Raw genomic sequence first — 23,689 nt, forward strand, 5'->3', positions numbered from 1 at the left:
TTTTATACAGCACCTATATTTATGGTTTAGTTCATATACAAAGTCAAGTTAACTGCTTATTAACATTTTAAAGAGGTTGTTTTAGCTCGTTTTATTCTTCGTTATTTTTCGTGTTAAAATGGCTTTTTATTATTTGAAGTAACGAGCAGCCCTGTGCCACATAGCGAACTTTTAGCCCCTATTAATAATTTTTTATTGTGTGAAACCCCAAATGAATGGGTTATTGAGGCAGTAAAAAAAGAAAATTTATCGATTATTTTAATCGATCACTTAATTTGTGAGTTAAAAGCAGCGCAAAGTGCAATGTTTTTAATTCGTAAGTACGCGGTAGATAAAGACAGCAGCGATGCATTACTTGAATGGCTAAAGCCCTTTGAAACACTTATTTATAAACGCGAAGGTAATTGGCGTGATTTAGCGGCTAAAAATAAACTTACAAAATCTATTATCCCAAAGTCTAACTCACCTTACGGGCAAGATTTAATAGATAAAATGGTGATGCTAATAAAAGAAGAATTACATCACTTTTATCAAGTGCTCGAAATAATGGACGAGTATGGAGTAGAGTACCGCAGTATTACACCGTGTCGTTACGCTAAAGGGATGCTACGTAACGTTAAAACGTTTGAGCCTAATGCATTAGTCGATAAACTAATTGTAGGTGCTTATATTGAGGCTCGCTCATGTGAGCGTTTTGCTGCACTTGCTCCACATGTTGATAAACGCTTAGGCGATTTTTATATTTCATTGCTTCGCTCTGAGGCGCGCCATTATCAAGATTACTTAACACTGGCACAAGAAATTGCTGATTTTGATATTACTGAGCGAGTAGACTTTTTTGGTAAAATTGAGGCTGATTTGATCACTAGCCCTGATGAAGACTTTAAATTTCACAGTGGCGCACCTGCACTAGTTACTAACTAAAGTGGTGCTATTTAGCTCTTTAAGCACACCGGCTAGTTAGGTGTGCTACTTCTTTCTATAAAGTCTATGAGCTCAAGCGCCGTGCTTTGAGAAAAGCCATGTTTTACTAATAGCTCTTTTGCGGTGCCATTGTATAAAATAGTAGAAAAGCCTTGTTCAAGCGCGTCTCTTTTTTGTTTTGCATCAGGGTCAGACTTTGGAAACATAACATGCAGTTGATGATGCTCTAAATCGGGCGAAATATATTCAACTTGTGGCGCGCCGGGTTCATTAAGCTTTTCGGTGTTTTTTAACCAGTATTCACCCACTTCTTTAGTGCCTGCTACTAAGTCTATTCGTCCTTTTTGAAGCATATATAAACTGTTAATTAACCCGCGAGTTGAGGTTACGGCCAGGCCATTACTTTCAGAAAAAACTTCACTTACTGCATAGCCAACGCCTTTACAAATACTGTATGGCTGTAAAGAGTCCATACTGCCGTCATAGTTTATTTGTCTGTCTTTGAGCTTAAATAGTCCAACGTATACGTTAGCAAGTGGGCGAGAATAATAAAAAAGATCAGTACGCGACTTTGTATAAAAAGCGCCTAAAATTGCATCTTTTTTATTTATTTTGGTAAGCTCCAGCGCCCTGTTCCAGCTGGTAAACTCGATGTCGTTATTAATATTTTGATTAGCTAAGGCCGCTTTAGTTAAGGCAGTAACCCAGCCGTTATCAATTAAGCGCTCACCAATATAGGGTGGGGAGTTTTCGGCGACAAGCTGCCAATTTTCTGAGGCGTACCCTTTGGAAAAAATGCAACAAAGCACCAAACAATAAATAGCTTTATACATATATCCTTATCCTATTACCAAAAAGTACTTAAATAATAGTCAGGATTTGAGATTATGCGAAGGGCGTATTAATGAGTTTTTGACCTTGTGGAGTAACCACTAAATATGAGCCTTGAGTATACCAATCACCAAGCACAGTGCGTGTTAGTGTTTGCTTACCTACAGTGTAAGTGTGTACGTTAGGGCGGTGGGTGTGGCCGTGTATCATGTTGCTTACATTATACTTGGCAAACATCGCTAGTACGGCGTCATCTACTACGTCTAAAATTTCTATGGGTTTGTCGGCTTGGCTTAATTTGCTTTTTTCTCTGGCATTGCGAGCAATTTTTTTTCTGTACCATAGTGGCATTGCTAACATTAATTTAGGCCACCACCAACCGCGACTTTTTTTACGAAACTTTTGATACTCAATATCTTGGGTACACATTTCATCACCGTGTAAAATAACAGTGGGAGTGCCATATAAATCTATAACCGTTTGCTCGTTTAGCAATACCATACCTGCGCGTTTAGCGTATTGCTCACGCATAATAAAATCGCGATTACCGTGTATAAAGTACACTGGTGTTCCGCCATCTTTAACGGCTTTTAAATGCTTTGCTACCTCACTAGCCAATTCTGTTACGTAGTCATCCCCAACCCATACTTCAAAAAAATCACCTAAAATATACAATGCATCTACGGGCTTACCAATAATGTGCGTATTTATAAAGCGATAAAAGGCCTCGCTAATATCTGGGCGGTTTTCACTTAGGTGTAAGTCTGCAATAAAGTAGGTTTGAGAAGTCATAGAGGCATCTAGTTAGGTTAAATAAAAGCGGGCGCATACATAATGTACCATGCCCGCTTAATTACTCAGTATATGAGTAAACGTTTAGCTTACAGTAACGTTTTCGATGATTACATTTTCAAGCGGTACGTCTTGGTGAAAACCAGCGCTGCCTGTTGCTACACCTTTAATTTTATTTACTACGTCCATGCCTTCAACTACTTCAGCAAATACACAGTAACCCCAGCCTTGCGAAGTTTCGCTGCTGTGGTTTAAAAAGTCGTTGTCGTTAACGTTAATAAAAAATTGGGCTGTTGCTGAATGTGGATCAGGCGTACGCGCCATTGCTAATGTACCTACTTTATTAGATAGGCCATTATTTGCTTCGTTTTGAATTGGGTCGTTAACGTCTTTTTGTTCCATACCAGGTACAAATCCACCGCCTTGCACCATAAAGCCGTCAATTACGCGGTGAAAAATAGTGCCGTTGTAAAAACCTGAGTTTGCGTACTCTAAAAAGTTTTTAACTGTGTTTGGAGCTTCTTGCTCAAACATTTTAATGGTGATGTCACCAAAATTAGTGTGTAGAACAACCATGTGGTTTCCTATATCTGGTTTAATTAGTCGCGCTATTTTATCTTAGTTAACTAAGATAAACAAAGTGCTTGTTCAATATATCCAAAGCTGCCCAAGGTATATACTTGTGCGTTTTACAGGGGGTTAATATCGAGGCGGTATTTGGCCGTTGTGGTATTTTTTTTCAATATATAACCATGCACAGAACAAGAGCCTGTTAAGCAATAAACAGGGTGGTTTAAAACTGATTTTTACAGTGTTATTAATTTTAACAACAGAACCTCTATTACATACAATCAAGGCCTTGCCTAAATTGGTTTTAATTGCTGCTTAAACATGCGTATTGAAGAGGTTTGGGTATAAAAAGCGCTAGAGCGGGGGCTTTTCAAGTGTTAACATAGCCAACTCAGCAAACAGTCAAGGACTAAAAGTAAATGGTACAAATATACAACACACTCACGCGACAAAAAGAGCAGTTTAAACCTATGGTCGAAGGCAAAATCGACATGTATGTGTGTGGTATCACCATTTATGATTTTTGTCATATCGGTCATGCGCGTACATTTGTCGGGTTTGATGTTATTGTCCGCTACCTTCGCCACCTTGGGTACGACTTAAAATACGTACGTAATATTACCGACGTAGATGATAAAATAATTAAACGCGCAAACGAAAATGGCGAGTCAATTAATGACCTAACTTTGCGTATGACCCAAGCCATGCACGAAGACTTTGATAGCCTAAACATGCTGCGCCCAGATATTGAACCTACGGTTACAAACCATATGGATGAAATTATCGAAATGGTTGAGCGCTTAATTGCAAAAGGCCATGCGTACGTAGCAAACGACGGTGACGTGCTTTTTGATGTTTCTACGTTTGAGCAGTACGGCGCACTATCGCAGCAAGATTTAAGTATGCTCCAAGCAGGCTCTCGCGTAGAGGTTGCACAGGATAAAGACGATCCGCTTGATTTTGTATTGTGGAAAAAAGCAAAAGCAGGCGAACCTTCATGGTCATCACCGTGGGGAGCAGGGCGTCCGGGTTGGCATATAGAATGTTCAGCAATGAGCTCAAAGCATTTAGGCGAGCATTTTGATATTCACGGTGGCGGCTCTGATTTACAGTTTCCGCATCACGAAAACGAAATTGCGCAATCATGCTGTGCAAACAATGGTAAGTATGTAAATACATGGATCCACACAGGCATGGTACAAGTAAATAAAGAAAAAATGTCTAAATCATTAGACAACTTTTTTACTGTGCGTGAGGTACTAAAAACATATGACGCTGAATCAGTTCGTTACTTTTTAATCTCAGGGCATTACCGTAGCCAGCTAAATTACTCGCAAGAGAATTTAGATCAAGCACGTTCATCGCTTGAACGTATTTACACAGCACTTCGTGGTGTTGAGCCAATAACGTGCGATATTGAAAACAATGAGTACGTGGCTAAATTTAGAAAAGCCATGAATGATGATTTTAATACACCAGAGGCGTTACCGGTGTTATTTGAACTGGCTAAAGAGCTAAACCGTGTTAAAGACACCGATACACAGCAAGCGGGTCAATTAGCATTTGTGCTACGCAGCATAGGCGAAGTGCTTGGTGTTGCCCAGCAAGCACCTGAATCGTTTTTGCAAGGCGGGCAAGATGATGATGAAGTGGCCACTATCGAAGCGCTGATTGTAAAACGTAATGAAGCGCGCGCAAACAAAGATTGGGCCGCTGCAGATGAAGCACGTGATGCACTTAATACACTCGGTGTCGTGCTTGAAGACTCAGCAGGTAAAACAACATGGCGTAAAGCGTAAATGCGTTAAAGTAGCTTTTAAACTAAAAAGGGTTGCCAGTTGGCAACCCTTTTTTAATGCTAAGGCATTAAGTTAACTGTGGTATTTTTCACATGCTTCGAGGGTATTTTCAATTAAACTTGCTACAGTCATTGGGCCAACGCCACCCGGTACAGGGGTAATAAAATCAGCTTTTTGCTCTGCAACACTGTACTGAACATCGCCCACTAACTTGCCTGTATCTAAACGGTTAATACCTACATCAATCACAATCGCACCTTCTTTTACCCACTCACCAGGTATAAATTCAGGTTTACCTACGGCCACTACTAATAAGTCTGCGCGGCGCACATGGGTTTCTAAGTCTTGTGTAAATTTGTGACATACCGTTGTAGTACAACCGGCAAGTAATAACTCAAGCGACATAGGGCGACCAACAATATTAGAGGCACCAACAACTACCGCATGCATCCCTTTGTAACGCACACCCGTTGAATCTAATAAGGTAATAATCCCTTTGGGTGTACATGGGCGCAGCGCCGGCATACGTTGCGCTAAGCGGCCAATATTGTAAGGGTGAAAACCGTCTACATCTTTATGTGGTGTAATACGTTCTAAAATCTTTTCAGCATCTAGGCCTTCAGGTAGCGGTAGTTGCACTAAAATACCATCTACTTCGCCATCATTATTTAGCTCATCAATTAATGTTAGTAGTTCTTCTTCGCTGGTTTGCGCTGGTAAATCAAATGACTTTGAAATAAATCCTACTTCTTCACACGCTTTACGCTTAGAGCCAACGTAAACTTGGCTTGCAGGGTCAAGCCCTACCAGTACTACTGCTAAACCGGGTGCACGTAAACCGTTTGCAACGCGTTCGCTTACGCGCTCAGCCACTGCACTACGTACTTGTTTTGCGATTGCCTTACCATCAATGATGTTTGCCGTCATGGGGGACCTTTAATTGGGGTTAAATAAACTTCGATACTTATATTTTAAAAGCATCTGCATATAAAGAGGGGTGTATGCAAAAAATTAATTTTATTAATGCTTTTTTAATATGCAGGCTATTTTCGCAGAAAAGGCCCGAAGCGCCAAGTTGCTTTTAGGTTATAAACCGGTGTTTTCAAAAAAAGCGTCTAAATTTCAGCTTAGTTTTGCAATATTTAACCATTATGAACTAAAAATGACCGATTGATTTATTTTATGCAAAAAACGTTTGACCTCTCCCAGGCAAATCACTATTATGCACCCCGTTGTCAACGAGGTCACTCGCAGGCAATCGTAAGCATCGGCGATTAGCGCAGTTTGGTAGCGCACTTGGTTTGGGTCCAAGGGGTCGCAGGTTCAAATCCTGCATCGCCGACCACTTCTTTTATTTTTATAATAGAATAGCTTACAGGCAAACTATGAAGTTTTCGATGCGCCCGTAGCTCAGCTGGATAGAGCAACGCCCTTCTAAGGCGTTGGTCGAAGGTTCGAATCCTTCCGGGTGCGCCATTTGAAAACAAAGTAAATACCGTGGTGATTGTAGCTCAGTTGGTAGAGCCCCGGATTGTGATTCCGGTTGTCGTGGGTTCGAGCCCCATCAGTCACCCCAATTTACTTCGAGTATCGGCGATTAGCGCAGTTTGGTAGCGCACTTGGTTTGGGTCCAAGGGGTCGCAGGTTCAAATCCTGCATCGCCGACCACTTTCTCATAAGTGGTCTTAAATTCAACATTTAAGTATTCAACACTATTATCGGCGATTAGCGCAGTTTGGTAGCGCACTTGGTTTGGGTCCAAGGGGTCGCAGGTTCAAATCCTGCATCGCCGACCACTTTCTTAACCTTAAAGAAAGTAAACGAGTAATCACTCAACAATAACTTCTATTTACTTCCTACTAAAATATCGCTTTAACGAACCAGTTAGTCTGTTTTTTACGCAGTTGGTCTCGATCGTAGCTAAACTAGTCCAAATAATTGCCCCCTACACTCGACTATCATAATTATTAGGTTATAATGCCGCGTCTATTGTTTAACATAGTGCCCGAAGGGCAGAGCAGCAATGGGATCTCATGGTAGTGACGGATGCTTTTTAGTGAAAAATCGCTTTAAAATTTATCAAGACTCATGAAGATTACTTTGTTTGTAAGGAAGGCGAACAGTCGCCAAAATTGAATATTGAGGTAAATCATGCAAGTTTCTGTTGAGACGACTCAAGGCCTTGAGCGCCGTCTGACCATCACCGTTCCTGCAGAGAACGTTGAGACCGAAGTAAAAAAACGCTTACAACAACTGTCAAAAACGCAGCGTATCGATGGCTTCCGTGCTGGTAAAGTACCAGTTTCAGTAATTAACAAGCGTTTTGGACCTGCGGTTCGTCAAGAAGTAGCTGGCGAAGTAATGCAGCGTAACTACATTGAAGCAATTGTTGCTGAAAAAATTAACCCTGCTGGCGCACCATCATTTGCACCTAAATCACTTGAAGCAGGTAAAGATTTAGAGTTTACAGCAACGTTTGAAGTATACCCTGAAGTTGAAGTTCAAGGTTTAGACAAAATTGCAGTAGAAAAACCAGCGGTAACAGTAACTGACGAAGATTTAGCAAACATGCTAGAAACACTTCGTAAGCAACACGCTTCTTGGGCTGATGTTGACGCAGCTGCTGGCGAAAACGACCGTGTAACAGTTGATTTCGTAGGTACTATCGACGGTGAAGAGTTTGAAGGCGGCAAAGCTGAAGACTTCCCACTTGAGCTTGGCCAAGGTCGTATGATCCCAGGTTTTGAAGACAACATCGTTGGTAAAAAAGCAGGCGAAGAAGTAGTTGCTGATGTAACTTTCCCTGAAGATTACCACGCTGAAAACCTGAAAGGTAAAGCGGCTCAATTCACTATCACAGTGAAAAAAGTTGAAGCACAAGAGCTACCTGAATTAAGCGAAGAGTTTGCAACTAAGTTCGGTGTTACCGAAGGCGGCGTAGACGCGCTTAAAGAAGAAGTTAAAAAGAACATGACACGTGAGCTAGACCAAGCGGTTAAAGCTAACGTGAAAGACCAAGCGATTAAAGGTCTTTTAGAAAACAACGAAATCGAAGTGCCTAAAGCACTTATTGATCAAGAAGTTGACGCATTACGTCAGCAAGCAGCTCAACGTTTTGGTGGCGACGCTAAAAACATGCCTGAGCTTCCAGCTGAATTGTTCCACGAGCAAGCTGTAACTCGCGTTAAAACTGGCCTATTACTAGGTGAAGTGATCAAAGCAAACGATATCAAAGTTGATGATGAAAAAGTTGAAGCATTAATTGCTACAGTTGCATCTGCTTACGAAGATCCAACTGAAGTAGTAGAATACTACAAAGCAAATGATCAACTTATGCAGCAAATGCGTAATGTTGCAATGGAAGAGCAAGCTGTTGAAGCTATTTTAGCTAAAGCAAACGTGTCTGACGTTGAAAAAGCATTTGATGACATCATGAATCCTCAGCAAGGTGCTTAATAAGTCATTGACTTAAGCGCTCGCTAACGATTAAATGGCTCGTGTTACTCTGTTTATGCAGTGTGCCCGGGCCATTTTAGTTTGTGCCCCATAATTTGCGAAAAATGATAACTATGCTTCCTTTAGTAAGAAAAAGCATAAGCGCATAAGGAATTAAAAAAGTATGAACACTGGTATGACAGATCCCCTAAATGCATTAGTCCCTATGGTTGTTGAACAAACAGCTAAAGGTGAGCGCTCGTATGACATTTATTCGCGTCTATTAAAAGAGCGAATTATCTTTTTAACGGGCCAAGTTGAAGACAACATGGCAAACCTAATTTTAGCGCAAATGCTATTTTTAGAATCAGAGAACCCTGAAAAAGATATCTTTTTATATATTAATTCACCAGGTGGTTCGGTAACCGCTGGTATGGCAATTTACGATACAATGAACTTCATCAAACCAGATGTAAGTACAATTTGTGTTGGCCAAGCGGCAAGCATGGGCGCATTTTTGCTTACTGCTGGCGCTAAAGGTAAGCGTTTTTGTTTACCAAACTCACGTGTAATGATTCACCAACCGTTAGGTGGTTTCCAAGGTCAAGCATCTGACTTTGAAATACACGCAAAAGAAATTCTGTCTATTAAAGACAAACTTAACCGCTTAATGGCAGAGCATACAGGCCAGCCATTAGATGTTATTTCACGCGATACTGACCGTGATAACTTTATGAGTGCATCACAAGCTGTAGATTACGGCCTGGTTGACTCAGTGTTTACAAGTCGCGAAAGCAAGTAAGCGTGTAGGCAAGCAAATAATTGCTTGCCACTTTGAGTTACTATGCGAAAACCAGTAAATTTTGGTATAGTTAAAAGCGAATTTGAAATAGTTGCCAACCTTATTTGGCAGCCAACGTATAAAAGAGGTAGCTGAATGTCTGACACTCCTACAGACGGCGACAAAAGTAATAAATTGTTATACTGCTCTTTTTGTGGCAAAAGCCAACACGAAGTGCGTAAATTAATTGCAGGTCCTTCAGTATACATTTGTGATGAATGTGTAGAGCTGTGTAACGATATTATCAGGGAAGAAATCAAAGACATTGCTCCTAAGCATAATTCGTCTGATAAACTACCTGTGCCAAAAGAAATTCGTAATCACTTAGATGACTACGTAATTGGTCAAGACCATGCTAAAAAAGTATTGTCTGTAGCGGTATACAATCACTACAAGCGCCTACGCAACCAATCTACAAAGCAAGAAGTAGAACTAGGTAAAAGTAACATTTTGCTTATTGGCCCTACAGGTAGTGGTAAAACATTACTGGCAGAAACACTTGCGCGTTTACTTGATGTACCGTTTACTATGGCAGATGCAACTACACTAACCGAAGCCGGTTATGTAGGTGAAGATGTAGAAAACATCATTCAAAAACTGCTACAAAAATGTGACTACGATGTAGAAAAAGCGCAACGAGGTATTGTTTACATTGATGAAATTGACAAAATTTCGCGTAAATCAGATAACCCATCTATTACACGTGACGTGTCGGGTGAGGGCGTACAACAAGCGCTGCTTAAACTAATTGAAGGCACGGTTGCCTCAGTACCACCACAAGGTGGTCGTAAGCACCCGCAGCAAGAGTTTTTACAGGTTGATACCTCTAAGATTTTATTTATCTGTGGTGGTGCCTTTGCAGGCCTAGATAAAGTAATCGAACAGCGTAGCCATAAAAATACCGGAATTGGCTTTGGTGTTAACGTTAAAGAGTCAGCGTCGAGCCGCTCTTTAAGCGAAACATTTAAAGACGTAGAGCCAGAAGATTTAGTTAAGTACGGCTTAATTCCAGAGTTTATTGGTCGTTTACCTGTTGTTGCTACATTAACTGAGCTTGATGAAGCGGCACTTGTACAAATACTAAGTGAACCTAAAAACGCCATTACTAAACAGTTCTCTGTATTGTTTGGTATGGAAGACGTTGAATTAGAGTTCCGTGATGATGCACTAAGCGCTATTGCTCACAAAGCAATGGAGCGTAAAACAGGTGCTCGCGGACTTCGCTCAATTGTTGAAGGCGTACTGCTTGATACTATGTATGAGCTGCCATCAATGGATGATGTAAGCAAAGTGGTTATAGATGAAACCGTGATTAAAGGTGAATCTGACCCAATCTTGATTTATGAAAACAATAATCAAGATAAAGCTGCATCAGAGTAGTTTTTAAGCTATTTGTATAAAAAAGGAGCCTTAGGCTCCTTTTTTTATAATTAATTTGAACGAGTTGGGGAAAATTGTTGAACTTTAATTAGATTATCCCCATATACTTGAGTAATCTTTTAAATAAATGAAGTGCGAAGAGAAACTATAATGACGCTTGAGAGAACCGATCGAGTCGAAATCCCAGTGTTAGCACTGCGCGATGTTGTGGTATATCCGCACATGGTGATCCCGCTTTTTGTAGGCCGTGAAAAATCAATAAAATGCCTCGAAGCGGCAATGGATAAAGACAAACAAATTTTCTTGGTTGCACAAAAAGATGCAACTGTAGACGAACCTGAGCAAGACGATATTTACCGTATCGGTACTATTGCTACTGTACTTCAGTTATTAAAGTTACCAGACGGTACAGTTAAAGTTTTAGTTGAAGGTACGCAGCGCGCACAAATTGAAGAATTTGTAGATAACGATGAGTTTTTTGTAGCGAATGCTCAGTTCATCGAATCTGATTCAGTGGATGAGCAAGAACAAGATATTTTCATCCGCAGCGCTGTTAGCCAGTTTGAAGGCTATGTAAAACTTAATAAAAAAATTCCACCTGAGGTATTAACCTCTGTTTCAGGTATTGATGAGCCAGCACGCCTTGCCGATACAATGGCAGCGCATATGCCATTAAAAGTGCCTGAAAAACAAAAAGTGTTAGAAATTTCAAGCGTTACAGAGCGCTTAGAATACTTAATGGCACTGATGGAAGGTGAAATAGACTTATTGCAAGTTGAGAAAAAAATTCGTACCCGCGTGAAAAAGCAGATGGAAAAGTCTCAGCGCGAGTACTACCTCAACGAGCAAATGAAAGCCATTCAAAAAGAACTTGGTGAGCTTGATGATGTACCTGACGAATTTGAAGCGCTTAAAAAGCGTATTGAAGAATCAGGTATGCCAGAAGAAGCGAAAGAAAAAGCATCAGCTGAGCTTAATAAGCTTAAAATGATGTCGCCAATGTCTGCAGAGGCCACTGTAGTGCGTTCATACATTGATACGTTAATTAACGTACCATGGAAAAAACGCTCGAAAGTGAAAAAAGACTTAGCAGGCGCGCAAAAAATTCTTGATAGCGATCACCACGGCTTAGATAAAGTTAAAGAACGCATAATTGAATACCTCGCGGTGCAACAACGTACTAATAAGCTTAAAGGGCCTATTTTATGTTTAGTAGGACCACCGGGTGTTGGTAAAACATCACTAGGGCAGTCTATTGCACGCTCTACGGGTCGTAAATATGTTCGTATGGCACTAGGTGGCGTACGTGACGAAGCTGAAATTCGTGGTCATCGTCGTACTTACATTGGCTCTATGCCAGGTAAGCTGATTCAAAACATGACAAAAGTGGGCGTTAAAAACCCATTATTCTTGTTAGATGAAATCGACAAAATGTCATCAGATATGCGCGGCGACCCAGCTTCAGCACTATTAGAGGTGCTCGATCCGGAGCAAAACAGCCACTTTGCTGATCACTACTTAGAAGTAGACTACGATTTATCGGATGTAATGTTTGTAGCAACATCAAACAGCTTTAATATTCCTGGTCCACTATTGGACAGAATGGAAGTTATTCGCCTATCGGGTTACACCGAAGATGAAAAGCTAAACATTGCAAAAGAGCACTTAATTACTAAGCAAGTTAAACGCAATGGTTTAAAACCTTCTGAGCTAGTAATAGAAGACAGTGCAATTATTGGCATTATTCGTTACTACACGCGTGAAGCGGGCGTACGTAATTTAGAGCGCGAAGTATCTAAACTATGTCGTAAAGCCGTTAAAAATATCTTACTTGATAAAGAGACTAAAACAGTCACTATCAATCAAGATAACCTAGAAGAGTTTTTAGGTGTACAGCGCTACGACTACGGTAAAGCTGAAGACGGCGACCGCATTGGTCAGGTAACAGGCTTAGCGTGGACCGAAGTAGGCGGCGATTTACTGACCATTGAATGTGCGGCTGTGCCAGGTAAAGGCAAGCTAAGCTACACAGGCTCACTGGGCGATGTAATGCAAGAGTCGATACAAGCGGCCATGACGGTGGTTCGTAATCGTGCTGATACGTTCCGTATTAATAACGATTTTTACGAAAAACGTGACATTCATGTGCATGTACCAGAGGGCGCGACCCCTAAAGATGGCCCAAGCGCCGGTGCGGCAATGGTAACGGGTTTAGTATCGAGCTTAACAGGTAACCCCGTTAAAGCCGATGTAGCAATGACAGGTGAAATAACACTGCGCGGTGAAGTACTGCCTATTGGTGGTTTAAAAGAGAAACTACTTGCTGCACATCGTGGTGGAATTAAAACAGTCATCATTCCTAAAATTAACGAACGTGACTTAAAAGAGATCCCAGATAACGTACTGGCAGGCTTAGATGTTCACCCAGTTACATGGATTGATGAAGTATTAAAGTTAGCTTTAGTGCATCCTGTTGAGAGTTTTTCAGTCGAAACACCGAAAAACCAATAAAAAACCCAAAAAAAGTGCTTTAAAGGGCTTTTCAAATCTAATCGGTATGATAAGTTAAGCACTGGTTTTCGAGCCTAGCCCTTATGGGGCCTAGGCTTAAGAAAAATATAATCATGTGAGCATTAAAAGTTTGCTCTAAAATTTTCAAAAAAGTGATGTTACTTTAAAAAACAATCGCTCTTGATAATAACAATGAAAGAGGATGATATTGTGAATAAATCTCAATTAATCGATCAAATCGCAGCTGACGCTGACATTTCTAAAGCGGCTGCAGGTCGTGCACTAGATTCATTCATCGAGTCTGTATCTGGAGCGCTTAAAGATGGCGATTCAGTTGCACTTGTAGGTTTTGGTACTTTCTCAGTACGCGAGCGTGCTGCTCGTTCAGGCCGTAACCCACAAACTGGTGAAACTATCCAAATCGCTGCGGCAAATATTCCTTCTTTCAAAGCCGGTAAAGCGCTGAAAGACGCAGTAAACTAATCACTGTTTAAATACAGATTAGTTATGGCGAGTGTATATAAACTTAATTATCCTAATCGATGAATTAAGTAACTTCACCGCCAGTTACTTCAAGTGAAAAAGCGTATCTGGTAAGATACGCTTTTTTTACATATGACAAGGTAAAATACCTTGATCAATAAGAGATAAACAAATGCTTGAGAAAATCAGAGAGGGCTCACAGGGTCCTGTAGCCAAAATAATTTTAGGCGCGGTGATTTTATCTTTTGCCTTAGCAGGGATCGGTAGTTACTTAGGTCAAACCCCAGAACAACCCGTTGCTGAAGTAAATGGAATTAAAATTAGCCAAACCGAATTTAATCGTGCTTATCAAAACGAACGTAGCCGTTTAGAGCAACAATTTGGCGAATACTTTGCACAAATCAGTGCAGATCCAAATTACATGGCGCAAATTCGTCAAGGTGTAATTGACCGCTTAGTACAACAAGAATTGCAATCACAATTAGCGGCAGATTTAGGCCTTCGCGTAAGCGACGACAGCGTACGTAAAACAATTTTAGAACTACCGTACTTTCAAATTGGTGAAAAATTTAATAACGACCGTTACCTACAAGTAATTCGTCAAATGAACTTTCAACCAGATGCTTTTCGTGAGTACTTACGTAAAGACATGACACGCAGCCAATTAGTGTCTGCGGTTGCTGGTACTGAGTTTGCACTTGAAAACGAGCTTAAACGCGCTGCAGCCCTGCAGCAGCAAACGCGTAGCATAGACTACCTTGTGTTAAGCAAAGAAGCGTTACAAGCAAACGTAGACGTATCTGAGCAAGAAATTGCTGATTACTACGAGCTAAACGCATCACAATTTTTATCGCCAGAGCGTGTATCGGTTGATTACATTGAGCTTAAAGCACAAGATATCACCGTAGAGTCGGTAACAGAAGACGACGTAAAAGCGTATTATGAGCAAAATAAAGCACAATACATCGAGCCTGAAAAACGCCGTGTATCGCACATTTTAATTGATAACAGCGAAGATGATGATGCCGCGCTTGAAAAAGCCAACGCATTACATGAGCAGTTAGAACAAGGTGCTGATTTTGCACAGCTTGCAGAGTCATCATCTGATGATGTTGTGAGTGGCGAAATGGGCGGCGACCTAGAGTGGATTGAGCGCGATGTAATGGACCCTGCTTTTGAAGATGCTGCATTTGCGCTTCAAAACAAAGGTGATATTTCAGAAGTTGTAGCATCAGAGTTTGGTTATCACATTATTAAACTTACTGACTTACAGCCAGAGCAAGTGAAAGCGTATGACGACGTAAAAGCCGACTTACGTGCAGAGCTTGAGCAAACTGAAAAAGTAGATGCGTTTTACGAAAAGCAAACAGAAATGGGTGCCTTAGCATTTGAGATTTCTGACCGTTTAGACGATGCAGCAGAAGTGGCAGACGTTGAAGTTAAAACCACGCCACTTGTTGCACGTAATGCATTGCCAGAGCCACTTAATACACCTGCGGTAATTTCTCAGTTGTTCTCAGTAGAATTACTTGAAGATAAAGTAAACTCAGAAGTGATTGAGCTAGGTGATGAGCACGTTATTGTAGTACGTGTAAATAAATACGAGCCATCTGCAACTAAACCACTTGCGCAAGTGAGTGAGCAAATCAAAACACGTTTAGTTAATGAAAAAGCATCAACACTTGCTAAAGAAAAAGCACGTGAGTTATTTGCACAAGTTCAAGCGGGTAAAACGCTAAGCGATGTGGCCAGTGAGCAAAACCTAACGGTACGTGAAGAAGCGAGCTTAACGCGTCAAAGCTACACGGTTTCGCCTGCTATTGTAACGCAAGCGTTTAAAATGCCTCGTCCTAATGATGCACCAAGCACAGACGTGGTTGATTTAAACAACGGTGATGCGGCAATTGTTGCACTTAAATCGGTAAGCGATGCGCAAGTAACCGCAAATATCGACCCGCAAGTACAGCAAAACATTACTATGGCGCAAGCTAACAAAAACTACTTAGCGTTTATTGAGTCTTTAAAGGCTAAAGCTGAGCTAAATCTACCTGTGGTAGAGCAAGCAGCAGAATAATCGCGATACATTAAAAAAAGGCGCGTTACTTTATAAGTAACGCGCCTTTTTTATAACTTCAATGTGCTTAGTAAAATAATTAGGCAGTATTGTTTTATAAATATAAGCTTAGTATTAACAGCAAATTAAGCGCTGTGTTACTTTTGATTGCGGATTTTGAAACACCTCTTCGGTACGCCCATATTCTACTACCTCACCTTTTTCAAGCACCACTAGCTGATCGCTGATATGGCGCACTAAACTTAAATGGTGCGTAATGAGTACATAAGTTAGACCGGTTTCTTTTTGCAGCTTAAGTAATAAGTTAACTGTTTGCGCACGAACGGAGGGATCTAAAGCCGACAGTGCTTCATCAAGCACCACCACTTTAGGGTCTAAAATGAGCGCCCGCGCCAACGCTACACGCTGCAATTGGCCTACACTAAACATGTGAGGGTAATAATGTTGATGATCGATTAGCAGCCCCACTTTAGAAAGCGTGGCATCTATTTTTTCTTGGCGAGCCAGTTGGTCTGAATCGGTATTATACTGCAAGCAATCATCTAACATATCACCTATGGTGAGACCCGGATTGAGCGAGGCAGCAGAGTCTTGGAATATCATGCGGATATGTCGACATTGATCATCGCGCACGCCGCCATCTTCAATAATGTTACTTTCTAATAAAATTTGCCCACTGTCGGCGCTATCGGCCCCTGCGAGTAATTTAGCGAGTGTACTTTTACCCGCACCGGTTTCACCGATTACTGCGATTGTTTCGCCTTTGCCCACACAAAAAGAGATATTTTTTAGTACCTCAAATTTTTTGCGGCTAAATAAACCGGCACGTATGTTAAAGGTTTTACAAAGCGCTTGTACTTTTAATACCGGTTGCATTACTTCATCTCCTTAATAAGCGGAAAATGACACGCATAGCTATGCCCATGGTGCTTAGTAAGTGCAGGGGTAATTACACATTCTTTTTGTGCTTGAGGGCAGCGTGGGCCTAATCGGCAACCTATAGGTAAATGTTGCAAAGTAGGGATAGTGCCTTTAAGTGCATAAAAGGGTTCTTTGTGCGCTAAGCCTTGCTCATAATTGGGTAAGCTTTTTAATAACGCTTGCGTGTAAGGGTGGCGAGGCTGGCGAAAAATACGTTGCGTTGGGCCGGCTTCAACCATTTGCCCACAATATAAAACATGAATACCGTGCGACCAGTCGGCTATTTCTTCAAGCTCATGAGAAATCATCAAAATAGACATGTTTTTTAATTGATTTAAGCTTTTTAGCAACCTAAATACCTGTGCACGGGTGGTGCTTTCAAGCGCTGTAGTCGGCTCATCAGCAATTAGTAGCTTAGGAGTGCGCGCTATGGCCATGGCAATCATGACCTTTTGGCACACGCCTTCTGAGAGCTCGTGCGGGTAACTATCAAGCACAGCGTCGTGGTTTTTAATACCCACTTTATGGATAAGTGCTTTTACGCGGTCTTTACGTTCTCTATTGCGCTTTAAAAAAAAGCCTTTAGTGGATGTTTCAGGCAGTGTTTCGGCTATTTGGTCAAATATTTTAGCGGTCGGGTCAAGGCAGCGGCTAGGGTCTTGGTAAATCATCGCAATGTCTTGGCTGACTGTTTTTCTGCGCTGCTCTGGGGTTAAGCGCATTAAATCAACACCGCGCCAATGCATTCTATCGGCTGTTATATGCCAGCGTTCGTTAAGTACCCCAACAATGGCTTTGGCTATTAAGCTTTTACCAGAGCCCGACTCTCCCACCAAGCCATGTACTTCACCTTCTTTTAGGCTAAAGCTGACTCTGTCTACAGCGCGAATTACCGTTTCAGAGGTACGCAGCTCTATGGTTAAATTTCTAACGTCGAGTAATTGCATTTAATCAGCCTTACGTGCTTTAAGCACTTTTCGTAGGCCATCACCTACTAAATTGGTAGACAAAACCGCTAAAAATAATAATACACCCGGTAGCGCAACGGTCCAAGGTGCTAAATATATAAGGCCTAAATTCTCAGCCAGTATGGCGCCCCATTCGGTAGTTGGGGGCTGTGCACCTAGTTTTAAAAAGCCTAAGGCGGCAATATCTAAAATAGCAGTAGAAAGCGCGGTGGTAAAAATAACCACAATGTGCTCATAAATATTAGGAAATATACCCCGCGACAAAATATGCCAGTTAGAGGCACCATCAAGCCTAAAAGCGGTAATGTAGTCTTTGCTTAGCTCATCAACAATTAAATTACGAATAGAGTGAATAAATTGCGGTAATAACGCCAGTATAATGGCCCACACTGTATTCATTAAGCCCGGCCCAAGCACTGCGATAATAATAATCGCCAATAGCAAAGACGGAATAGAGAGCGTGATATCAAGCAAGTGATTTAAAAAGCTTGAGCGAAGGCCGCGGCTAATGCCGGCAAAAGTGCCAACAAGCACACCAATAATGGTGGTAATAAATGCAGCCACCACCGATAAGCCAAACGTGTAAGTTGCGCCATTCATCAAGCGCGAGAGTACATCGCGTCCTAAATCATCGGTGCCTAAAATAAAGCGCACATCGCCCATTTCTCGCCATGACGGCGGTATAAGTAAAGCATCGCTATGTTGTTGATTAACCCCATACGGTGCTAAAAAGGGCGCACTGGCGGCCAATAACGCAAACGCCATAAAAATCCATAATCCCACCAAGGCGGGGTGATTGTTTTTAAATTTGCGCCAAAAACGCGCCAGCGGCGATTTATTCGACTCTTCAGAAAATAATTTAAACTTTACCATGTGCCTGATTCCGCGAAATTGGGTCGAACAGAGTATATGTAAGCTCGGCAACAATAGTGGCAATAATAACAAACATAGACACCGCCATTAAACCGCCTTGAATAGCAGGGTAGTCTCGTTGGTAAATACTATCGATTAGCCAACGGCCAATACCCGGCCAAGAAAAAATAACTTCGGTTATCATGGCAAGCGTAATAAGCGTACTAAATTGCAGTCCTATTTGTTTTATTACCGGCAATAGCGCATTGCGCAGCGCATGATGCATGATTAATTGGCGGCGATTAAGGCCTTTTGCCCTGGCCGTTTTTATAAAGCTTTGATCCATTACTTTAAGCATAGAGTCGCGGGTAAAGCGCACTAAAACAGTGGTAGGAAACATGGCCAGTACTATGGTTGGCAGTGTTAAGTGATGCAGTGCATCTATAAATGCTTCACCTTTGTAGGGGAAGCCTGCGAGCATAATATCGATTAATATAAACCCGGTATTAGGCGGTATTTCAAATAGTAACCCCATTCTACCCGACATAGGAAACCAGCCCAGTTTGAGCGAAAAAATCATAATAAGTAACAGCGCTAACCAAAAAACCGGAATAGAGTAACCAATCATGGTGGTAGAGCTAATTAATTTATCTGGCCAACGGCGTGTGTACGCTGAGGCCAAAATGCCCGCTGGTACACCTACCACAACCGATACAATAAGCGCATAAACACACAGCTCTAAAGTTGCTGGAATTAAATCTAAAATGTGCTGAAAAACGTTATCTCCCGAGGCAAACGACACGCCCCAGTCACCTTGAAATATACGCCCTAAAAACGCTAAATACTGCATAACGTAGTTGCTGTCATACATGTATTTATCTTCAAGCTCACTGTGCTGAGAAAAATTACCGCTAGGAATACCACTTAAGTTGCTAAGCGGATCTCCTGGGAACAAGTAGCTAAGCGAAAAGGTAAATATGCTTAGCATTAAAATCATGAACAAAAACAAGCCAAGGCGGCGTAATATATAATCAAGTATCATTATTTTTTCCTCGCATTTGCGAGTGAAATCGCCCCAAATGGGCCAAGGGTTATCCCTTCTACATCGGCACTATTTGCTTGAAAACGCATACCATGAGCAATAGGCACTAACGGAAGCTGATCAATAATGAGCGCTTGAACCTGATCGTAATACTGTTTGCGTAAGCTTAAATCGGTGGTGTCGAGCGCTTGGGTAAGCAATAAGTCAAACTGCGGGTTACACCAATTGGCTGGGTTTTTACCGCTAAAAGTGGCGGTGCAGCTTAGCAATGGGCTAAAAAAGTTATCTGGATCGGGGGTATCGGCAGCCCAGCCGAGTAATACGCTATCATGGCGGTGCTCACCTATACGCTGAATAAAAGTATTCCACTCGTACTCAACAATACTCACATTAACACCTATTTTGCGTAAATCGCTCTGCATCAGCTCAGCCATTTTACGGGCATTAGGATTGTATATTCGACTCACCGGCATTGCCCAAATGGTCATATCAAAGCCATTCGGTAACCCCGCTTCTATGAGTAGTTTTTTAGCCAGCTCAGGGTCAAACATAGGCATGTTTTCTTGTGGTTCAAAGCCCCACGAGGTCGGCGGTAAAATAGATTGCGCGCGTATACCATTACCGTAATAAACGGCTTGCATTATTTTGTCTATATCAATTGCATGCGCAAGGGCTCTACGCACTCTAATGTCATCAAAAGGGGCGCGCTCAGTATTAAAGGCCCAATAACCAATATTTAAATTGGTTTCTTTTTCAACGTTTATATCGTCTCGTTGCGCTAAAATACTCAGTTGTGCACTACTTGGGTGCGCGGTTACATCGCACTCTTTAGTGAGCATTTTTGCTATGCGCGTAGTGCCGTTTGTCGTAATGTCGTAAACCAGCTGTTCAAGGGCAACATCGTGCTTCCAATAAAGGGGGTTGCGGTAAAAGCGCACTAAGTGATCGCGTCGGTACTCTTTATAAATGTAAGGGCCTGTGCCAATAGGGTACTGATCGAATAAATTAGTTTGATCTCGCGCTTTTAATTGCATTGCGTATTCTTGCGACAGCACCACGGCAAAGTCGGTGGCCATGTTCGTTAAAAAACTGCTTTCTGGGTGAAATAGCTCAAAGCGCACTTGATAGTCAGACACGCGCACAATTTTACGAATAAGCTGATCGAGCCCCACACTTTGAAAATACGGGTAGTTTGCATCGCCTACAAAATGGTACGGGTTGTACACGTCAAATAATCGGCTAAAGGTAAAAATAACATCATCAGCGTTAAAATCGCGAGTAGGAGTAAAGTACGAGGTAGAATGAAATTTTACGCCTTTACGCAGCGTAAAGGTGACCGACTTTCCATCGTTGCTAATTTTCCAATCGGTTGCCAGCTCACTTTTAAAATCTGCAGTAACGGGGTCAATACTAATTAAACGGTCAAATAACTGATTAGCAATAATATCAATAGTTGAGCCAGTGGTTGTTACTTGCGGGTTAAACGACACAGGGTTCGCTTCGGCGCAATAAACGAGGCCTTGGTTTTTCTCTTCTATAATTTCTTCTTTACTATCAAAGCAGCCTGTTAAGGTGCTGGCTAGTAAAACAAGTAGTATTTTATGCACTCGCATAACCTCTAACTATTTATCTTCTAATAAATTGTATTTTTTAAGATAACCACGTAATTGATGATACGTTAAACCGAGTACTTCTGCAGTTTTCTTTTGATTAAATTGGCTATGCTCAAGGGCTTTATTAATCATATTTATTTCAAATTCGTTAGAGCGCTCTTTTAAGCTACACGGAAATTCAATTGGAGCGCTAAGCTCGTTACTAAGCTCGCTAATAGGTGTGGCTAGTGTTGTAGGCTCCGCTGGGGCAAGCGGTGTTGCAATAGGAGCTTTAATGCGTGCTTTGGGTCTAAAACGGCTTTCAAATGGGTCTAAAATAATCTGGTGAACGGGAATATGTTCATTACCATGACGATACAAACTTCGCTCAACTACATTTTTAAGCTCGCGTATATTACCCGGCCAATCGTAATTTAGCAGGGTTTCGGTGGCGCTGCGGGTAAAGCCACTAAATAACTCCCACTCTAAATCGCGTGCCATATTCATGGCAAATTGCTCAGCGAGTAGCATAATATCGTCTTGACGTTCGCGCAGTGGTGGCAGGGTAATTACATCAAAGGCTAAGCGGTCAAGTAAGTCACTTCTAAATTCGCCCTGTTCAGCAAGGTGGGGTAAATCTTCGTTGGTGGCACACACTAAACGAGTATCTACCTTTACGGTGTGTTTACCACCAACCCGCTCAAATTCACCGTATTCTATAACGCGCAAAAGCTTTTCTTGTACCATGGCCGATGTATTAGCCAGCTCATCTAAAAATAAGGTACCGCTGTTAGCGCGCTCAAAGCGACCTTCGTGGCGTTTACTTGCCCCGGTAAAAGCACCGCTTTCATGACCAAATAATTCGCTTTCGAGGAGGTTTTCGTTAAGGGCTGCACAGTTAAGCTTTACGTAGTTTTGATCCCAACGCTTTGATAAAAAGTGTAAACGGGCGGCTATAAGCTCTTTACCGGTTCCTCGCTCGCCAATAATAAGCACTGGCTTATCTAAATTAGCTAACTGCGATACCTGATCAAGTACAGCTAAAAAGCTATCAGATTGGCCGAGTAAATTATCCTGTTGGCGATATTGGCTCATTTTTCCTAACTCTTGGTCATTTTTGCTAACAGTTAGTGTATTTCATAATCAGGGATAACTAAAGGAATTTGTATATTTAGTTTAACTTAATGAAAATAAAGTGTATTTTAGATTTTAAAAAGTTGGCAAGCATATTGATACTAGTTACAGCAGACCAACTAAGTTTATATTACAGAGGTAAATGTTATGGGAATTTTTTCGCGTTTTGCAGACATTGTTAATTCTAATATCAATGCCATTTTAGATAAAGCAGAAGACCCAGAAAAAATGGTTCGTCTTATTATCCAAGAGATGGAAGACACATTGGTAGAGGTGCGCTCTACGTCAGCTAAAACACTGGCTGAGAAAAAAGAATTAGTACGTCGTGTAGACACACTAAAAGCACAAGTAAGCGATTGGCAAGACAAAGCAGAGCTTGCACTAAGTAAAGACCGCGACGATTTAGCGCGTTCAGCGTTACTTGAAAAGCAAAAGTCGGCAGAAGCAGTCGCAGCAGTAGAGTCTGAGCTTGAGCATGTAGAGTCTCATATTGAGAAACTTCAGCAAGAAGTCACTACTCTACAAGAAAAGCTAGCCGATGCTAAAGCACGTCAAAAGGCAATTATTTTACGTCAACGTTCGGCTGAGTCGCGCCTTGAAGTGAAAAAAGCCCTTGATAGCTCTAAAGTAGAAGATGCACTTAATCGCTTTGAGCGCTACGAAACTAAAATTGATGGACTAGAATCTCAAATAGAGTCTTACGATTTAGGTAAAAAGTCGCTTGCAGATGAAATTGCCGACCTACAAAAAAATGAAAAGATAGATGATGAGCTTGCCGAACTTAAAAAGAAGCTAGCTGATAAATAACTTATAAAGGGGTACTTAAAGTGCCCCACTGCTTAAAACATCGATTACGGATTGTCAGGAGAGGATTATGTTTGATCCAGAGATACTAATTGCACCATTTATCTTGTTCATGATTTTTGTTGCGCCACTGTGGTTAATTTTGCACTACCGTAGCAAAAAGCAAGTGAGCCAAGGGTTAAGTGAGCATGAACATCGCCAGTTATTGGAACTTGCCCATAAGGCCGAAAAAATGGCTGATAGAGTAGAAACGCTTGAAGCATTACTCGATCAAGAGTCACCACAATGGAGACGCAAAGTATGAGTGCCAAACGCGAATTATTAAGAGACCCACAGCGCGGTAAAATCGCCGGTGTATGTGCGGGATTAAGTGACTACTTTAATATGGAGTTATGGTTAGTTCGCATTATTTTTGTTAGTGCGGTACTGCTAACGGGTGGCCCATTATTTGTGGTAGCGTATATTGCAGCGTGGTTTATTTTAGATAAAAAAGACCCCACAACTATACATACTAGTAGCTCAACTAAAACTGACGATCCGCTAGAAGTTAAATTTAAAGTATGGCAAAAAGGCGAGCCACCGCGCCGCGCATTGCAAGACTTAAAAGAGCGTTTAACGCGAATAGACACGCGTCTTCAAGATATGGAGCGCCATGTTACTTCAAGCGAGTTTACGGTTAGCCGTGAAATCAACAAACTTTAAAGGATTTAATAGCACTTTGTTCGGTGATTAACAG

At 41.5% G+C, this 23,689-nt stretch carries 21 protein-coding genes and 5 tRNA genes; 16 read left to right on the forward strand and 10 right to left on the reverse strand.

Annotation, left to right across the window (positions count from 1 at the left end):
- Positions 1-153 precede the first annotated feature (153 nt).
- Positions 154-924, forward strand: a complete 771-nt coding sequence (miaE, locus tag SJY38_RS03680; protein WP_004586888.1) for a tRNA isopentenyl-2-thiomethyl-A-37 hydroxylase MiaE — start codon at positions 154-156, stop codon at positions 922-924.
- A gap of 32 nt (positions 925-956) precedes the next feature.
- Here miaE and SJY38_RS03685 read toward each other — a convergent pair whose 3' ends face one another.
- From SJY38_RS03685 to SJY38_RS03695, 3 genes are all read right to left on the reverse strand, one after another.
- A complete protein-coding gene (locus SJY38_RS03685; protein ID WP_004586889.1) occupies positions 957-1,757 on the reverse strand; it encodes an ABC transporter substrate-binding protein in 801 nt (266 codons plus the stop codon).
- A gap of 52 nt (positions 1,758-1,809) precedes the next feature.
- Positions 1,810-2,547, reverse strand: coding sequence for a UDP-2,3-diacylglucosamine diphosphatase (locus tag SJY38_RS03690; RefSeq protein WP_055253121.1), 738 nt, complete (start codon positions 2,545-2,547; stop codon positions 1,810-1,812).
- An 84-nt stretch (positions 2,548-2,631) separates the two neighbouring features.
- Positions 2,632-3,123: a peptidylprolyl isomerase gene (locus SJY38_RS03695; protein ID WP_024032242.1), complete on the reverse strand. Its 492-nt coding sequence runs from the start codon at positions 3,121-3,123 to the stop codon at positions 2,632-2,634.
- 413 nt (positions 3,124-3,536) lie between these two features.
- Here SJY38_RS03695 and cysS point away from each other — a divergent pair, with 413 nt between their 5' ends.
- The gene (gene cysS / locus SJY38_RS03700; protein WP_377109299.1) at positions 3,537-4,916 is read left to right on the forward strand and encodes a cysteine--tRNA ligase; all 1,380 of its coding nucleotides are present in this window, start codon (positions 3,537-3,539) and stop codon (positions 4,914-4,916) included.
- 72 nt (positions 4,917-4,988) lie between these two features.
- Here cysS and folD read toward each other — a convergent pair whose 3' ends face one another.
- Positions 4,989-5,843, reverse strand: a complete 855-nt coding sequence (gene folD, locus SJY38_RS03705) for a bifunctional methylenetetrahydrofolate dehydrogenase/methenyltetrahydrofolate cyclohydrolase FolD (protein WP_004586893.1) — start codon at positions 5,841-5,843, stop codon at positions 4,989-4,991.
- 341 nt (positions 5,844-6,184) lie between these two features.
- Here folD and SJY38_RS03710 point away from each other — a divergent pair.
- From SJY38_RS03710 to SJY38_RS03760, 11 genes are all read left to right on the forward strand, one after another.
- Positions 6,185-6,261, forward strand: a tRNA-Pro gene (locus SJY38_RS03710).
- A 54-nt stretch (positions 6,262-6,315) separates the two neighbouring features.
- Positions 6,316-6,392, forward strand: a tRNA-Arg gene (locus SJY38_RS03715).
- A gap of 24 nt (positions 6,393-6,416) precedes the next feature.
- Positions 6,417-6,492: transfer RNA gene (locus SJY38_RS03720), tRNA-His, on the forward strand.
- 15 nt (positions 6,493-6,507) lie between these two features.
- Positions 6,508-6,584: transfer RNA gene (locus SJY38_RS03725), tRNA-Pro, on the forward strand.
- A gap of 51 nt (positions 6,585-6,635) precedes the next feature.
- Positions 6,636-6,712 (forward strand) — tRNA-Pro (locus SJY38_RS03730).
- Positions 6,713-7,067: 355 nt separating this feature from the next.
- The gene (gene tig, locus SJY38_RS03735; protein ID WP_004586894.1) at positions 7,068-8,372 is read left to right on the forward strand and encodes a trigger factor; all 1,305 of its coding nucleotides are present in this window, start codon (positions 7,068-7,070) and stop codon (positions 8,370-8,372) included.
- A gap of 163 nt (positions 8,373-8,535) precedes the next feature.
- Complete coding sequence (clpP, locus tag SJY38_RS03740) at positions 8,536-9,153, forward strand: ATP-dependent Clp endopeptidase proteolytic subunit ClpP (protein WP_055253119.1); 618 nt, start codon at positions 8,536-8,538, stop codon at positions 9,151-9,153.
- 135 nt (positions 9,154-9,288) lie between these two features.
- A complete protein-coding gene (clpX, locus tag SJY38_RS03745) occupies positions 9,289-10,572 on the forward strand; it encodes an ATP-dependent protease ATP-binding subunit ClpX (protein ID WP_004586896.1) in 1,284 nt (427 codons plus the stop codon).
- Between the two features lie 150 nt (positions 10,573-10,722).
- On the forward strand, positions 10,723-13,083 hold the full coding sequence (gene lon / locus SJY38_RS03750; protein ID WP_004586897.1) for an endopeptidase La: 2,361 nt from the start codon (positions 10,723-10,725) through the stop codon (positions 13,081-13,083).
- Between the two features lie 183 nt (positions 13,084-13,266).
- Positions 13,267-13,566, forward strand: coding sequence for an HU family DNA-binding protein (locus SJY38_RS03755; protein ID WP_286247754.1), 300 nt, complete (start codon positions 13,267-13,269; stop codon positions 13,564-13,566).
- Positions 13,567-13,738: 172 nt separating this feature from the next.
- Positions 13,739-15,640, forward strand: a complete 1,902-nt coding sequence (locus tag SJY38_RS03760) for a SurA N-terminal domain-containing protein (protein WP_121637756.1) — start codon at positions 13,739-13,741, stop codon at positions 15,638-15,640.
- Positions 15,641-15,754: 114 nt separating this feature from the next.
- Here SJY38_RS03760 and SJY38_RS03765 read toward each other — a convergent pair whose 3' ends face one another.
- Genes SJY38_RS03765 through pspF form a run of 6 tightly spaced genes read right to left on the reverse strand, consistent with a single transcriptional unit; the run spans position 15,755 to position 22,110 of the window.
- Positions 15,755-16,516, reverse strand: coding sequence for an ATP-binding cassette domain-containing protein (locus SJY38_RS03765; protein ID WP_377109300.1), 762 nt, complete (start codon positions 16,514-16,516; stop codon positions 15,755-15,757).
- On the reverse strand, positions 16,516-17,508 hold the full coding sequence (locus SJY38_RS03770) for an oligopeptide/dipeptide ABC transporter ATP-binding protein (RefSeq protein ID WP_004586901.1): 993 nt from the start codon (positions 17,506-17,508) through the stop codon (positions 16,516-16,518). The genes SJY38_RS03765 and SJY38_RS03770 overlap by 1 nt, the downstream gene beginning before the upstream one ends.
- Positions 17,509-18,402: an ABC transporter permease subunit gene (locus SJY38_RS03775; RefSeq protein ID WP_024033801.1), complete on the reverse strand. Its 894-nt coding sequence runs from the start codon at positions 18,400-18,402 to the stop codon at positions 17,509-17,511.
- Positions 18,389-19,423, reverse strand: coding sequence for an ABC transporter permease subunit (locus tag SJY38_RS03780; RefSeq protein ID WP_004586903.1), 1,035 nt, complete (start codon positions 19,421-19,423; stop codon positions 18,389-18,391). The genes SJY38_RS03775 and SJY38_RS03780 overlap by 14 nt, the downstream gene beginning before the upstream one ends.
- Entirely contained in the window at positions 19,423-21,030 is a 1,608-nt protein-coding gene (locus SJY38_RS03785; protein WP_096739311.1) for an ABC transporter substrate-binding protein, read from the reverse strand. The genes SJY38_RS03780 and SJY38_RS03785 overlap by 1 nt, the downstream gene beginning before the upstream one ends.
- 15 nt (positions 21,031-21,045) lie before the next feature.
- Positions 21,046-22,110 carry a phage shock protein operon transcriptional activator gene (gene pspF / locus SJY38_RS03790; protein WP_054983061.1) on the reverse strand — a complete coding sequence of 355 codons (1,065 nt, stop codon included), beginning with the start codon at positions 22,108-22,110 and terminating at the stop codon, positions 21,046-21,048.
- Positions 22,111-22,296: 186 nt separating this feature from the next.
- Here pspF and pspA point away from each other — a divergent pair, with 186 nt between their 5' ends.
- The 3 genes from pspA (at position 22,297) to pspC (ending at position 23,655) form a co-directional block, all read left to right on the forward strand.
- Positions 22,297-22,956 carry a phage shock protein PspA gene (gene pspA, locus SJY38_RS03795; protein ID WP_004586906.1) on the forward strand — a complete coding sequence of 220 codons (660 nt, stop codon included), beginning with the start codon at positions 22,297-22,299 and terminating at the stop codon, positions 22,954-22,956.
- 67 nt (positions 22,957-23,023) lie between these two features.
- The gene (pspB, locus tag SJY38_RS03800; protein WP_004586907.1) at positions 23,024-23,257 is read left to right on the forward strand and encodes an envelope stress response membrane protein PspB; all 234 of its coding nucleotides are present in this window, start codon (positions 23,024-23,026) and stop codon (positions 23,255-23,257) included.
- Complete coding sequence (gene pspC, locus SJY38_RS03805; protein ID WP_004586908.1) at positions 23,254-23,655, forward strand: envelope stress response membrane protein PspC; 402 nt, start codon at positions 23,254-23,256, stop codon at positions 23,653-23,655. Before pspB ends, pspC begins: the two co-directional genes overlap by 4 nt.
- The last annotated feature ends 34 nt before the right edge of the window (positions 23,656-23,689 follow it).

The sequence above is a fragment of the Pseudoalteromonas sp. R86517 genome (genome assembly GCF_042466295.1).
In the GTDB taxonomy this organism is placed as follows: Bacteria; Pseudomonadota; Gammaproteobacteria; order Enterobacterales; family Alteromonadaceae; genus Pseudoalteromonas; species Pseudoalteromonas atlantica.

What these genes read in the sequence shown, in the direction of transcription:
- SJY38_RS03685 (WP_004586889.1), bottom strand. Translation starts at nt 1,757, where the DNA reads ATGTATAAAGCTATTTATTGTTTGGTGCTTTGTTGCATTTTTTCCAAA.
- SJY38_RS03690 (WP_055253121.1), bottom strand. Translation starts at nt 2,547, where the DNA reads ATGACTTCTCAAACCTACTTTATTGCAGACTTACACCTAAGTGAAAAC.
- SJY38_RS03695 (WP_024032242.1), bottom strand. Translation starts at nt 3,123, where the DNA reads ATGGTTGTTCTACACACTAATTTTGGTGACATCACCATTAAAATGTTT.
- cysS (WP_377109299.1), top strand. Translation starts at nt 3,537, where the DNA reads ATGGTACAAATATACAACACACTCACGCGACAAAAAGAGCAGTTTAAA.
- folD (WP_004586893.1), bottom strand. Translation starts at nt 5,843, where the DNA reads ATGACGGCAAACATCATTGATGGTAAGGCAATCGCAAAACAAGTACGT.
- tig (WP_004586894.1), top strand. Translation starts at nt 7,068, where the DNA reads ATGCAAGTTTCTGTTGAGACGACTCAAGGCCTTGAGCGCCGTCTGACC.
- clpP (WP_055253119.1), top strand. Translation starts at nt 8,536, where the DNA reads ATGAACACTGGTATGACAGATCCCCTAAATGCATTAGTCCCTATGGTT.
- clpX (WP_004586896.1), top strand. Translation starts at nt 9,289, where the DNA reads ATGTCTGACACTCCTACAGACGGCGACAAAAGTAATAAATTGTTATAC.
- lon (WP_004586897.1), top strand. Translation starts at nt 10,723, where the DNA reads ATGACGCTTGAGAGAACCGATCGAGTCGAAATCCCAGTGTTAGCACTG.
- SJY38_RS03760 (WP_121637756.1), top strand. Translation starts at nt 13,739, where the DNA reads ATGCTTGAGAAAATCAGAGAGGGCTCACAGGGTCCTGTAGCCAAAATA.
- SJY38_RS03765 (WP_377109300.1), bottom strand. Translation starts at nt 16,516, where the DNA reads ATGCAACCGGTATTAAAAGTACAAGCGCTTTGTAAAACCTTTAACATA.
- SJY38_RS03770 (WP_004586901.1), bottom strand. Translation starts at nt 17,508, where the DNA reads ATGCAATTACTCGACGTTAGAAATTTAACCATAGAGCTGCGTACCTCT.
- SJY38_RS03775 (WP_024033801.1), bottom strand. Translation starts at nt 18,402, where the DNA reads ATGGTAAAGTTTAAATTATTTTCTGAAGAGTCGAATAAATCGCCGCTG.
- SJY38_RS03780 (WP_004586903.1), bottom strand. Translation starts at nt 19,423, where the DNA reads ATGATACTTGATTATATATTACGCCGCCTTGGCTTGTTTTTGTTCATG.
- pspF (WP_054983061.1), bottom strand. Translation starts at nt 22,110, where the DNA reads ATGAGCCAATATCGCCAACAGGATAATTTACTCGGCCAATCTGATAGC.
- pspA (WP_004586906.1), top strand. Translation starts at nt 22,297, where the DNA reads ATGGGAATTTTTTCGCGTTTTGCAGACATTGTTAATTCTAATATCAAT.
- pspB (WP_004586907.1), top strand. Translation starts at nt 23,024, where the DNA reads ATGTTTGATCCAGAGATACTAATTGCACCATTTATCTTGTTCATGATT.
- pspC (WP_004586908.1), top strand. Translation starts at nt 23,254, where the DNA reads ATGAGTGCCAAACGCGAATTATTAAGAGACCCACAGCGCGGTAAAATC.